The sequence below is a fragment of the Pseudomonas xanthosomatis genome, from assembly GCF_019139835.1.
GTDB lineage: Bacteria > Pseudomonadota > Gammaproteobacteria > Pseudomonadales > Pseudomonadaceae > Aquipseudomonas > Aquipseudomonas fakonensis.
Genome location: NZ_CP077075.1, coordinates 3,172,440 through 3,185,275 on the forward strand (window position 1 = coordinate 3,172,440; position 12,836 = coordinate 3,185,275).

Annotated in this window: 10 protein-coding genes and 1 pseudogene; 7 read left to right on the plus strand and 4 right to left on the minus strand. The window is 65.4% G+C overall.

Annotated features, from left to right (window positions below):
• Nucleotides 1–156 precede the first annotated feature (156 nt).
• Nucleotides 157–1,458 carry an ammonium transporter gene (locus KSS93_RS14205; protein WP_217884648.1) on the plus strand — a complete coding sequence of 434 codons (1,302 nt, stop codon included), beginning with the start codon at nucleotides 157–159 and terminating at the stop codon, nucleotides 1,456–1,458.
• A gap of 308 nt (nucleotides 1,459–1,766) precedes the next feature.
• Here the strand turns inward: KSS93_RS14205 and KSS93_RS14210 are convergent, their stop codons facing one another.
• Nucleotides 1,767–2,819 (minus strand): proline racemase family protein, encoded by a 1,053-nt coding sequence (locus tag KSS93_RS14210; RefSeq protein WP_217884649.1) that lies wholly within the window; start codon nucleotides 2,817–2,819, stop codon nucleotides 1,767–1,769.
• Nucleotides 2,820–3,257: 438 nt separating this feature from the next.
• Between KSS93_RS14210 and KSS93_RS14215 the strand changes: the two genes are divergently transcribed.
• Entirely contained in the window at nucleotides 3,258–4,589 is a 1,332-nt protein-coding gene (locus tag KSS93_RS14215; protein WP_217884650.1) for an MFS transporter, read from the plus strand.
• A gap of 73 nt (nucleotides 4,590–4,662) precedes the next feature.
• On the opposite strand, the gene KSS93_RS14220 is transcribed toward KSS93_RS14215, so the two are convergent.
• Entirely contained in the window at nucleotides 4,663–5,046 is a 384-nt protein-coding gene (locus tag KSS93_RS14220; RefSeq protein ID WP_217884651.1) for a hypothetical protein, read from the minus strand.
• Nucleotides 5,047–5,373: 327 nt separating this feature from the next.
• On the opposite strand from KSS93_RS14220, the gene KSS93_RS14225 reads away from it, so the two are divergent.
• The 5 genes from KSS93_RS14225 to KSS93_RS14245 all read left to right on the plus strand — a co-directional run bounded on the left by KSS93_RS14225 (nucleotide 5,374) and on the right by KSS93_RS14245 (nucleotide 11,207).
• Nucleotides 5,374–6,267, plus strand: coding sequence for a LysR substrate-binding domain-containing protein (locus KSS93_RS14225; protein WP_217884652.1), 894 nt, complete (start codon nucleotides 5,374–5,376; stop codon nucleotides 6,265–6,267).
• Nucleotides 6,268–6,358: 91 nt separating this feature from the next.
• Nucleotides 6,359–7,063, plus strand: coding sequence for an SDR family oxidoreductase (locus KSS93_RS14230; protein WP_217884653.1), 705 nt, complete (start codon nucleotides 6,359–6,361; stop codon nucleotides 7,061–7,063).
• Between the two features lie 88 nt (nucleotides 7,064–7,151).
• Nucleotides 7,152–7,655: a sigma-70 family RNA polymerase sigma factor gene (locus KSS93_RS14235; protein ID WP_217884654.1), complete on the plus strand. Its 504-nt coding sequence runs from the start codon at nucleotides 7,152–7,154 to the stop codon at nucleotides 7,653–7,655.
• Nucleotides 7,652–8,617, plus strand: coding sequence for a DUF4880 domain-containing protein (locus tag KSS93_RS14240; protein WP_217884655.1), 966 nt, complete (start codon nucleotides 7,652–7,654; stop codon nucleotides 8,615–8,617). The genes KSS93_RS14235 and KSS93_RS14240 overlap by 4 nt, the downstream gene beginning before the upstream one ends.
• Nucleotides 8,618–8,807: 190 nt before the next feature.
• Nucleotides 8,808–11,207, plus strand: a complete 2,400-nt coding sequence (locus KSS93_RS14245) for a TonB-dependent siderophore receptor (protein ID WP_217884656.1) — start codon at nucleotides 8,808–8,810, stop codon at nucleotides 11,205–11,207.
• 187 nt (nucleotides 11,208–11,394) lie between these two features.
• On the opposite strand, the pseudogene KSS93_RS14250 reads toward KSS93_RS14245, so the two are convergent.
• Both KSS93_RS14250 and KSS93_RS14255 read right to left on the minus strand, forming a co-directional pair.
• Nucleotides 11,395–11,589 (minus strand): annotated as a pseudogene (locus tag KSS93_RS14250) (TolC family outer membrane protein); the annotation flags it as partial.
• A 5-nt stretch (nucleotides 11,590–11,594) separates the two neighbouring features.
• The gene (locus tag KSS93_RS14255) at nucleotides 11,595–12,458 is read right to left on the minus strand and encodes a sensor domain-containing diguanylate cyclase (RefSeq protein ID WP_217884657.1); all 864 of its coding nucleotides are present in this window, start codon (nucleotides 12,456–12,458) and stop codon (nucleotides 11,595–11,597) included.
• Nucleotides 12,459–12,836 lie beyond the last annotated feature (378 nt).

Sequence of the window (12,836 nt, forward strand, 5' to 3'; positions counted from 1 at the left end):
CAACCCCGACCCTGTAGGAGCCGGCTTGCCGGCGATAGGGCCATCGGCCGCACCACAGCTTCAGGGCTGTGAATGGCAGGCCCGGCCCCATCGCCGGCAAGCCGGCTCCTACCGGTGAACGGGGCTTCTTATTCCGATCACACAGGAGTGCCCCGCATGAAGCTTGCCCTTGCTGTTGTGCTGTTCGCGCTGACACCGTTGGCCCACGCCGCCGACCCCACCCTCGACACCGGCAATACCGCCTGGATGATCTGCGCGGCGATGTTCGTGCTGATGATGTGCATCCCGGGCCTGGCGCTGTTCTACGGTGGCATGGTACGGGCCAAGAACTTCCTTTCGGTATTTACCCAGCTGTTTGCCGTGGCCGGGGTCATCGGCATCCTCTGGGTGCTGTTCGGCTACAGCCTGGTGGTCAGTACCGAAGGCATGGTCGAGGGGCAACTGACCTTCAACAGTTTCATCGGCGGCCTGGACAAGGCGCTGATGCTGAACATCGGCCACGACAGCCTGGTGGGCACCATCCCCGAAGGGGTGTTCGCGGTGTTCCAGCTGACCTTCGCCATCATCACCCCGGCGCTGATTGCCGGCGGCTTTGCCGAACGCATGAAGTTCAGCGCCTCGCTGCTGTTCATGGGCGGCTGGTTCGTGCTGGTGTACGCGCCCATCGCCCACATGGTGTGGGGCGGGCCGGGGGCGTTGATGGTCAACTGGGGTGTGCTCGACTTTGCCGGCGGCACCGCCGTGCATATCAATTCCGGCGTGGCGGCCCTGGCCGCAGCGCTGATGCTGGGCAAGCGCAAGGGCTACCCGCAGGTGGCCATGCCGCCGCACAACCTCGGCTTCACCCTGGTGGGTGCAGGGCTGTTGTGGGTGGGCTGGTTCGGCTTCAACGTCGGCTCGGGGCTTGCCGCCAACCAGGGCGCCGGGGTGGTGATGCTGGCAACTATGGTCGCCGCCTGCGCCGGCATCGTCGGCTGGTTGCTCACTGAAACCCTGATGCATGGCCGGCCCACAGCGCTGGGCGCGGCGTCAGGCGCATTGGCCGGGCTGGTGGGCATCACCCCGGCGTGCGCCTTCGTCGGGCCGCTGGGGGCAGTGGTGATCGGTTTGCTGACCGGGGCGATCTGCTTCTTTGCCGTGACCAAACTCAAGCAGGCGCTGGGTTATGACGACAGCCTGGATGTGTTCGGCCTGCATGGCGTGGGCGGTATCGTCGGGGCGCTGCTGACCGGAGTGTTCGCCGCGCCGACGCTGGGGGGTTACGTGGAGGGCGTGACGCCGTTGGGGCAGGCGCTGGTGCAGTTGAAGGGGGTGGCGTTCACCTTTGTGTACTGCTTCGTGGTGAGCTGGGCGATTCTTGGTGCGATCAAGCTGGCGATCGGCTTGCGCGCTTCGCGCGAGGATGAGGAGCAGGGGTTGGATTTGGCCGAGCACAACGAGCGGGCTTACAACCTGTGAGGGCCTAATCGCCAGTTCAAGCCGGCTCTCATAGAACAAGATACCACTCATTGATTTAGCAGGGTCCTGTGGGAGCGGGCTTGCCCGCGAACACCGGCGAAGCCGGTGCCAGACACCGCGTCGCCTGCTTCGCGGTGGTTCGGCACCCCGACAAGCCCGCTCCCACAGGGGCTGCAGCGGGCTCGTGCCCAGTTCTCTGCGCGACAGCGCAGCCCAAAGGGCTGGGTGATCTCCTACAGGCGATCGCGTCAGCCTGGATACCGCGCAACCGTGTAGGAGCCAGCTTGCTGGCGATGGGGCCAGGCCTGTCAGGCCCAGATATCACTCACCACAAAACCTTCGGTGAACGGGTCGTCATGGTCCAGCACATAGGTGTTCAGGCCATAGATCCAGCTGGTGCCGGTAATGGTCGGCACCACGGCGGTGTAGTCGCCGATGCGGGTCTCTTCCACCAGGCGCCCGGTGAACACGTTGCCCAGCACACCCTGGTGACGGAAGTCCTGGTCCAGCGGCAGTTCACCCTTGGCGTGCAGGATGGCCATCTTGGCGCAGGTGCCGGTGCCGCACGGGCAGCGGTCGAGGGCGCCGGTCCAGGTGGACGGGTTGTCCCAGTCCAGCTCGCCGGAGGCCACGGTCACGGCGTTCTTCCAGTCGGCTTCGGGGCTGTCGGTGGGGCCGGAAAGCTGCGAAATGGTAATGCCGATGCCCGGGTAGTCCGGGTGCGCCACCGGCAGTTGCTCGATGGCCGCCTGGCGGATCATCGCGCTGATGCGGGCGATCTCGGCGCCGTGCTCGGGGGTCAGTTGAATGTGCGGGAACTGGCGTACATCGGCGATCACGTAGAACATGCCGCCCCAGCCCACATCCACGGTCACCTCGCCAAGGTGCGGCACCTGGATCTTCGCATCCAGGTGCGCAGCGAAGGCCGGCACGTTCTTGAAGGTGACGCTCTTGACCTTGCCGTTGCGGCACTCGGCCTTGATGCCGATCAGCCCGGCCGGGGCTTCGAGAATCAGCTCGGTGACCGGCTCCTTCATCGGCAGCATGCCCATTTCCAGCAGCACGGTGACCACCGAGATGGTGTTGCCACCGGACATCACCGGGTACTCCACCTGCTCCATGATGATGTAGCCGGCGTCGGCGTCCGGGTGGCTCGGCGGCACGATGATGTTGCAGCACAGCGGCGGGTAGCCACGTGGCTCGCGCAGCATCAGTTTGCGCAGTTGGTCGTCGTTTTCCCGCAGCCAGACCATTTTCTCGTGCACGGTATTACCGGGAATATGCGGCACGCCCCCGGTAATTACCCGCATCGGTTCGCCAGCGTGCGTATCGACCGCGTGGATGGTTCTTTTGAAGGCCATGGAAGTCTCCGGTTTCTTATCGATTGTGGGTAGTGCAGGGGGCGTCGAATCGCCCGCTTGTTTGCACTTTCTCACCCCTTGGGCCTGCGCCCCTATAACGCCCCGGACAGCTCATATGACGTTGGCGCAGCGCCGCTGCTTGCGGGCAAACCCAGGCAAACCGGGGCCTGGCCGATTTCTCGCATTCTTTGAGGTAATCGTTCTATTTCCTGACCTCATGCGAGCTTAGGCTGAAAAACAGGCGACACGTCCTGCAAAAAACCACTTGCGAAGATGCTCAACAACGGCGGCAGGGACAGCCGTGCGCCACACGAGGGTGAACTTAATCAGACCACGCCCAAGTAACGACCCATTCTAAAAACAATAGTGATGACCCGAGCCGGCAGAAGTAGTGCGTGCCCGGTGTCATCTGCCTCGAGCAGCGAAGAGACAATAACAATGACCATCGACAACAAGATTTCACTGGAAGACGCGCCCCTGAACGCCTTCCACAAAAAACTGGCCGTCTACTCCTCCGGTGCGCCGTTTCTGGATGGCTACATCCTCAGCATCATCGGCGTGGTGCTGGTGCAGTTGAGCCAGGCCCTGCAACTGAGCGTGTTCGAAGAAGGCATGGTGGCGGCGGCGTCCTTGATCGGCATGTTCTTCGGCGGTTTCGTTGGCGGGCTGTTCACCGACAAGCTCGGGCGCAAGACCCTTTACGTGCTGGTGCTGGTGGCCCTGGCGGTATTCTCCCTCGGGCAGTTCTGGGTCAGCTCTGCCGCAGCCTTGATTGCCCTGCGCTTCGCCCTGGGTGTGGCCATCGGTGCCGACCACCCGCTGGCCACCTCGCTGCTGGCGGAGTTTCTGCCACGCAAGCCGCGCGGCTCGATTCTCGCCAGCCTGGTGATGATGTGGTTCGTCGGTGCGGCGGTGGCTTATGTAGCCGGTGAATTCATCCTGCGCGCCATGGGCCCCGAGGCCTGGCGTTGGGCGCTGGCCAGCGCCGTGGTGCCGGCGGTGCTGTTCCTGATCATGCGCGTCGGCACCCCGGAGTCGGCCCGCTGGCTGCTGAGCAAGGGCCGCATTGCCGAGGCTGACCAGGTGATCAAGCGCGTGTATGGCAGCAAATTCTCCATCGCCGACCTGCCGGAGCCGGTGTCCGAGCGCCGGGTGTCGGTGGGCGCGTTGTTCCACTCGCACTATGGCAAGCGCATCTTCTTCGTCAGCCTGTTCTGGACCTGCTCGATCATCCCGCAGTTCGCCATCTACGCCTTCGCCCCGAAAATCCTCAGCGCCATGGGCCTGACCGGCGACCTGGCCGCCTGGGGCGCAGTGGCCATCACTATCATCTTCGTGTTCGGCTGCATGCTCGGGGTGAAGCTGATCAACCCGCTGGGCCGCCGGCGCATGCTGATGCACAGCTTCTTGTGGTCGGGCCTGGCGCTGTTGCTGCTGGGCCTGTTCCCGGAAGGCGCCGGCCTGCTGACCCTGGCCCTGTTCGGCAGCTACGCGCTGTTCATCGGCGGCGCCCAGGTGCTGCAGTACGTGTACCCCAACGAGCTGTTCCCCACCGAAGTGCGTGGCTCGGCCGTGGGCCTGGCCACCTCGCTTTCGCGCATCGGCGCGGCAGTCGGGACTTACCTGGTGCCAATGTCGCTGTCGTCGATCGGCATTGCCAACACCATGATCGCGGCGTTCGGCATCTCGATGGTGGGGCTGCTGGTGACCTGGCTGATGGCCCCGGAAACCCGTTCCCTGGATTTGGCCAAGGCCAGCGCCGCGGCATAGAGACAATCGCCGGCAAGCCGGCTCCTACACAACCCTGTAGGAGCCAGCTTGCCGGCGATGAGGCCCTTGCAGGTCAGCGGCGATAGTGGCCGTGGTCATCCTGATAACGATGGTCATGCTGGTAAGCTGCCGCCCGGCGCCGTTCGATGTCGCGGCGGTGCTGTTCCTTGCGCCATTGCTCCTTGCGCCACTGCTCGCGGCGCCAATCATCGCGCCGCGAATGCCAGCGGCCATCGCGCCAGTAGCGGTCTTCGTCATGGGCCAGCATTGGCGCCTGTTGCAGCGCTTCGCTGCTGGCCAGGCTCGGCCAGGGGTTCTCGGCCTTGGTGGTTGCAAAAGCCGGGGCTTGATGGGCTGGCGCCGGGCTGGAAGCTTTCATCTGGGAGGCCATCGCCGAGCCCGTTGCCCCGAGGGCGAGCAGGCCAAGCACAAGCAGGCGAGAGACAGAACGTTTCATCATCGGGCACCTTCCGGTTGTCGCGACCGAAGTGGGCCGCGCTTGATCACATAGACCTGCAACGGGCGAAAAGTTCTGTAAAGTTTTTGTCAGTAATGTCAACGGTTTCAATGGGTTGCGGGTTTTTTTGGCGCGCCCTTTAGCAGGCTCGGCCTCATCGCCGTTCAAGCCGGCTCCTACAGGGGAGAGTGTCAGGCTGGACATCGCGTAGCCCTGTAAGAACCGGCTTGCCGGCGACAGGGCCCGCCCAGGCACTACAACCGCTTCCCCAATCCGCGCCCGAGCGTTAGCCTCGTAATACCCAAAGCCAATAGATTTTCCACTCCCATGCCCGCCGCCTTCCCCGCGCTACCCTCACTCAACGCCCTGCGCATGTTCGAAGTGGTCGCCCGCCACCTGAACTTTCGCCTCGCCGCCGAGGAACTGGGCGTCACTCAGGCCGCCGTGGCCCAGCAGATTCGCGGCCTGGAGGCGAGCCTGGGCATTCGCCTGTTCGAGCGTCTGCCCCGTGGCCTGGGCCTGACCGATGCCGGGCGGGCCTACGCCACCAGCGTGCGCGCGGCCCTGGCGATGATCGACGAGGCCACCCGCCTGCTGCGCCCGGCGCCTGCGCACTTCACCGTGAGCGTAACTCCCACCTTCGCCTCCAAGTGGCTGATCCCAAGGCTTGGCGACTTTGCCGAGGCCAACCCGGGCATCGACCTGCGCCTGCTGGCCAGCGACCGCCTTTCGCACTTTCACACCGACGCCGTGGACTTGGCCGTGCGCTACGGCCAGCCGCCGTTCGGGCCCGGGTTGAATGTGGAACTGTTGATGGAGCAGCGGGTGGTGGCGGTGGCCAGCCCGGGGTTGCTGGCCGGCAAGGGCCAGCCGGGCAGCTTCGAGGCGTTGCAGGGGTTCGTTGCGCTGCACGATGCCCACGATTACTGGCCCGCCTTCAGCGCTGCGCTGTTCCCCGGCCACCCGCCGCCCACGGCGCGCAACCTGCGCTTCAACCAGACCGCGCTGGCCATCGAGGCGGCGCTGGCGGGGCAGGGCATCACCCTGGCCAGCCAAGCCTTTGTCGCCGCCGACCTGGCGGCGGGGCGGCTGGTGCAGGTGTTCGAATTGCAACTACGGCTGGACAAGGCGTTTTACCTGGTGTGGCCGCGCAACCCCCGGCAAGGCGAAGCGCTGCAGGTCGTCAAAAGCTGGTTGAAACGGCAAGTAGCCGATAGCTGAGCTACTGGCTTTGCAAGCCCCAACTGCCTCCCTCGGCTCACCAGCGGCTGCTAGGGTGAATGCATTCCAACGCAGTTCATCAGGAGGCAGCATGTCAGTACAAAAAGTGGCAATCATCACCGCCGGCGGCAGCGGCATGGGCGCGGCGGCGGCCCGGCGCCTGGCTGCGGACGGCTACAAGGTCGGCATCCTTTCGTCCTCGGGCAAGGGCGAGGCGCTGGCCGCCGAACTGGGCGGCATCGGCGTCACCGGCAGCAACCAGTCGGTGGACGACCTGAAGCGCCTGGTCGATGCGGTGATGGCCAAGTGGGGGCGGGTCGATGTGCTGGTCAACAGCGCCGGCCACGGCCCACGTGCGCCGATCCTCGACATCACCGACGAGGACTGGCACAAGGGCATGGAGGTGTACCTGCTCAACGTGATCCGCCCGCTGCGGTTGGTTACGCCGATCATGCAAAAGCAGCAGGGCGGGGTGATCATCAACATCTCCACCGCCTGGGCCTTCGAGCCCAGCGATCTGTTCCCCACCTCGGCAGTGTTCCGCTCGGGCCTGGCGGCGTTCAGCAAGGTCTTCGCCGACACCTATGCCGGCGACAACGTGCGCATCAACAACGTGCTGCCCGGCTGGATCGACAGCCTGCCGGCCACCGAGCTGCGCCGCGACATGGTGCCGCTCAAGCGCTATGGCACCAGCGAAGAAATTGCCGCCACCATCGCCTTTTTGGCCAGTGACGGCGCGGCTTACATCACCGGGCAGAACATCAAGGTCGATGGCGGCTTGACCCGCAGCGTATGAAGGCGGCGGGCCGGCGGGTATGGAAGCGCATTAATGATAAGTATTATCATGCGCGACTTTCTGTCACCTGCCCCTGGAGGCCCGCCCCATGCCCCCCGCCAACCGCGACGCCGTCGGTGAGTTGTACACCCAGCACCACAGCTGGGTGGTAACCCTGCTGCGCAGCCGGCTGGGCAACCGCGAGCAGGCCCTGGACCTGGCCCAGGACACCTTCGTGCGCTTGCTGCGCAGCGAGCTGCCGGCGCCCTTGCGTGAGCCGCGGGCCTACCTTGCGACCATCGCCGGGCGCCTGTGCCTGCAGCACTTTCGCCGCCAGGCACTGGAGCGTGCCTACCTCGAAAGCCTGGCGCGGCTGGAGCCTGCGCAGCAACCTTCGGAAGAAACCCGCCTGTTGGTGCTCGAAGCCCTGGACGCTGTCGGCCAGGTGCTGGACGGCCTGGGCAGCCGGGTGCGCGAAGTGTTTTTGCTGTCGCAGCTCGACGGCCTGACCTACGCGCAGATCGGCGAGCAACTGGGGCTTACCGTCAATGTGGTGCAAAAGGCCATGCTCAAGGCCTACCGGCATTGCTACGCCGAGGTCTACGGCGCATGACGCCGCACATGGCAGGCACCCAGCGCCTGGCGCCCGAGGTGCTGGAGCAGGCGATGCTGTGGATGGTGCGCCTGCAGTCGGGTAGCAGCAGCGAGGCTGAACAGCACGCCTGCTGGCAATGGCGTGCGGCGGACCCGGCCCATGAACTGGCCTGGCAACGCCTGGCCGGCCTGGGGCAAGGCCTGCGCGACAGCATCGCCGTGTTGCCTGCGTGCAGTACCCGGCGCCTGCTGCAGGCGCGTACCCAGGTTTCCCGGCGTAGCGTGCTTGGCGGCCTGACGGGCGCCGGTGTGCTGCTGGCCTGCGGCTACGGCGTCACCCAGCGCAGCGTGCTACCCACCCTGTTCAGCGACTACGCCACCGCCACCGGCGAGCGCCGCAGTTGGCGCCTGGCGGGCATCAGCTGGCAACTGGACACCGGCAGTGCGCTGGACAATGACCAGGTGGCGGGCCGCCAGCTGCTGACCCTCAACCGCGGCCGGGTGTTGCTGGAGGTGGGGCAGGGGGCAGCAGTCAGCCTGCGTGCCGGGCAGGCGCGCGTGCTGCCGGGGGCCGGCGCACGGCTGGTGGTGCGCCAGCAGGCCGCTGCCACCTTGGTGCAGGTGCTCGACGGCAAGGCCTTGGTGGAGTACGGGCAGGGCGGCCGCACAGGGCTTGAGGCGGGCTGGCAGCAATTGTTCATCGCCACCGGCGTGGGCAGCGCGGCGCCGTTGCCGCTGGGGGCGGCGGCCTGGGCCCAGGGCCAGCTGGTGGCCGAGCGCATGCCCCTGGGTGCGCTGCTGGCCGAGCTGGACCGCTACCGCAAGGGCGTGCTGCGCTGCGACCCGCAGGTGGCTGGCTTGCAGGTCAGCGGCACCTTTTCGCTGGACCAGCCCGAGGCCAGCCTGGATTTGCTGGCCGAGGTGCTGCCGGTGCGGGTGCAGCGGGTGTTGGGGTATTGGGCCAGCGTGGTGCCGGCCTGATCGGGCCTCATCGCCGGCAGCCGGCTCCTACAGGAGATCGCGGTCCTCTGTAGGAGCCGGCTTGCCGGCGATGAGGCCCTGAAAATTTTCATCAGCTTTCGGCAGGTTTTCCATTCTCGCGCATCAAGACAGGCAAACGCGCTGATTTCACCGCGTGCCACCCACCCCTGTCTTGCCAAGGATCGTCTCGATGCTGTGTCGCCTTACCCCCCTTGCCACCTCGCTCACCGTCGGCCTGGCCATGGCCGCCTTGCACCTGCCGGCCCAGGCCGAGGTGCGCCGCTTCGATATCGCCCCCGCCAGCCTCGATTCCGCCCTTGCGCAGTTCGGCCAGCAGGCCGGGTTGATGGTGGCGGTGGATGCGCAGTTGTCCCGTGGCGTGCACAGCCCGGGGCTGCGCGGCGAGCATGAGGTGCAGCAGGGCCTGGCCATGTTGCTGGCCGGCAGCGGGTTGCAGCCTGTGCAGGTGGCCGCCGGCCGCTACCGGCTGATCCCGCAGGCCACAAGCAGCGGCGCACTGGAGCTGGGCGCCACCAGCATCAACGCCGCAGGCCTGGGCGCCACCACCGAGGGCACCGGTTCATACACCACAGGCTCCACCAGCACCGCCACCAAGATGAACCTGTCGCTGCGCGAAACGCCGCAGTCGATCAGCGTGATCACCCGCCAGTTCATGGACGACCAGCAGCTCAGCACAATGGCCGATGTGCTCAAGCAGACCCCGGGCATCACCATGTCCCAGGACGGCGGCGAGCGTTTCAACATCTACTCGCGCGGCAGCGGCCTGAACGCCTACCAGTTCGACGGCGTTACCACCTACCAGGAAAACCAGACCCGCAACATGCCCAGCACCCTGCTGGACATGGCCATCTACGACCGCGTGGAGGTGGTACGCGGCGCCACCGGGCTGATGACCGGCGCCGGCGACCCCAGCGGGGTGGTCAACGTGGTGCGCAAGCGCCCGACCAGTGACTTTCACGCCTATGTGCAGGGTGGGCTGGGCTCGTGGAACTACCAGCGCCTGGAGGCCGACGTGTCCGGCCCGCTGAGCGCCGACGGCGGTGTGCGCGGGCGCGTGGTGGCGGCCAAACAGACCAACCACACCTTCATGGACTGGTACCAGCAGGACAAGGATATCGCCTACGGCGCCCTGGAATTCGACCTCACCGACACCACCCTGCTGCGCGCCAGCATCGACCACCAACGCTACCGGCCCACCGGCGCCCAGGGCGTGCCGCTGATCTACAACAACGGCACGCCCACCCACTTCTCCCGCTCCACCAGCTCTGGTGCACGCTGGAACAGCGACCGCTTCGAAACCACCAACTACAACCTGGGCCTGGAGCAGCAACTGGCCGGTGACTGGCAGTTGAAAGTCGGCACCACCTACATGGACGTCGACCGCTACGCGCTGTCGGGCGCTTACTACAGCTCGTCGAACAACTCCAACCTGAGCCCGGACGGCACCGCCAAGATCGACCAGAGCGACGCCACCGCCACCCAGCGCCAACGGGCCATCGACGCCACCGTGCAGGGGCCGGTCGAGCTGTTCGGGCAAACCCACGAGCTGATCTTCGGTGCCAACTACTTCGACTACATCAACCGCCACCATGCCGAAGGCACCGATGATGCGGTGGTGGACTTCAACAATTGGGGCAATGAACTGCCCAAGCCGGACACCGACAGCTTCACCCCGGTACTGGACTACGACGTGGACACCCGCCAGAGCGGCTACTTCGCGGCCGGGCGTTTCAACCTGGCCGACAGCCTGCACCTGATCCTCGGCGCGCGGGTCAGCAACTACCGCTACCACTCGCACCTGCAGAGCCTGCCCAGCGGCACCCCGTCGAACTCCAGCTTGACCGAGCGCGGCGTGGTCACGCCCTATGCCGGGCTGATCTACGACCTGACGCCTGAGCAGTCGCTTTATGTCAGCTACACCGACATCTTCAAGCCGCAGTCGTCGCGCGACAGCAGCGGCAAGGTGCTTGAACCTGTGGTGGGGACCAACTACGAAACCGGCTGGAAGGGCGAGTTCTACGATGGCCGCCTGAACGCCAGCGTGGCGTTGTACCTGATCAAGCGCGACAACGTCGCCGAAGAAGACGGCACGGTGATCGGCACCACGGATGAAACTGCCTATCGGGCAGTCAGCGGTGCCAAGACCAAGGGCATCGACATGGAACTGGCCGGCGAGCTGGCGCCGGGCTGGAACCTGCAGGGCGGCTACAGCCATTCACGCACCGAAGACGCCGACGGCAAGCGCCTGACCACCCAGCTGCCAATGGACACCTTGCGCCTGTGGAGCACCTACCAGTTGCCGGGCGACTGGCAGCACGTGACGCTGGGCGGCGGGGTCAACTGGAACTCCAGCAGTTCGGTGTACTTCAGCCGCTACGGCGCGCGCGTTACCCAGCATGACTACACAGTGGCCAACCTGATGGCGCGCTACCGCTTCAACGAACACCTGTCGACCACGCTGAACCTGAACAACCTGTTCGACCAGAAGTACTACAGCGGGTTTTCCGGGAGCTGGGGGCACTACGGTGCGCCGCGTAACTTGATGGCCAATCTGAGGTATGAGTTTTGAGTGACGGCCCCACCGCCGGCAAACCAGTTCCTATGGAACAAATCACAACTCTTTGATTTAACGAAGATTCTGTGGGAGCGGCTTTAGCCGCGAACACCGGCGAAGCCGGTGCCATCTAGCGCGGTGCCTGCTTCGTGGCTAAAGCCGCTCCCACAGGTGCCGGCGCGCTTGCGGCCGTAGTTCCCTGCAACTCCGGCCCCAGATACGCATTGACCTGGTTGATATCGTCATCCCCCAAACTGCCCACCGACGAGGCCAGGCGCAGGCGCGACAGAAGGTACTTGAGCTTGGCCTCGGACAGATCGTGGCGCGCGACGAACAACAGCTCTTCGGCATTGAGCACGTCGGAGTTGGTGCTGGTGCCACCCTCCCTGAACCCCTTTCATTTCACCCCGCCGCGTACCGGCGCCGCTTCTTCTCGTACATGTCCCCATCGGCATGGCTGAGCAGGCTGTCGGCATCCTGCCCGTCCACCGGGTACAGGGCCACGCCGATGCTGCATGACGGCATGGCCAGGCCGCCGAACTCATCCCCCAGCGGTTCGGCCATGGCGGCCAGTATCTGGCCCATTTTCTCGCTGACCGCTGCAGGTGTTGCGCTGTCTGTCAGCAATACGGTGAATTCGTCGCCGCCCATGCGCGCCACCGTGCCCGTGGCCGCCACGCATTGCTCCAGGCGCCGGGCGATGGCGCACAGCACGCGGTCGCCCAGGGCATGTCCGTAAAGGTCGTTGATTGCCTTGAACCCGTTGACGTCCAGAAACAGCAGCGCCAAAGGCTTTTTATGGTACTGCGCCTCCTGCAGTGCGGCGGTCAGGCGCTGGTTGAACAGCGAGCGGTTGCACAGGCGGGTGAGCGGGTCGTGGTGGGCCAGAAAGCGCAGCTCTTCTTCAGCCTGGGTCAGCGCGGTGACGTTGCGCGCCACGCCGATGCGCGCGCCCACCTCGTCGGACCAGAACGCCGCCCAGAGAATGTGCACCACGCCGCCATCCTTGCGGATGTAGCGGTTGCGAAAGTCGAAGTGCGCCTGGCCGTTCATCACCCGGATGATCGAGGCCTTGGTGGCGTCCAGGTCGTCGGGGTGCATGTAGCGGGTGATCGGGGTGCCGATAAGTTCGCTTGCCGGGTAGCCGAGCAGGGCTTCGCAGGCGTTGCTGACGAAGACGATGGTGTTGTCCCGGTCGACCACGAACACGGTGTCCAGCATCAGGTGGATCAGCCTGGGATACAGGGCTTGGAGGTCGACGGGCATAGAGGGCGAAGTCCGGGGCGTTTGGGCGCTGCCAGCATACACAGGGCGGGGCCGGTTTCACCACCGCATGTGGGGGCAATCCCTGTAGGGGATCACCCAGCCCTTTCGGGCTGCGCTGTCGCGCAGGGAATTGCTCTCGCAGATGCACCGCGGCCCCTGTGGGAAGCGGCCTTGTGTCGCGATGGGGCGCGAAGCGCCCCCAATGCCTTGGCCTCATACAAAATTGCCGGGGCTGCTACGCAGCCCATCGCGACACAAGGCCGCTTCCCACAGAGATCGTGTTAAATCAACGAGTTGTGATCTGTTTCATAGCAACCGGCAAGCCGGCTACAGAGGTATGCACAGGGCGAATGAAGAGTGTGCAGGGCTTCGATTTCC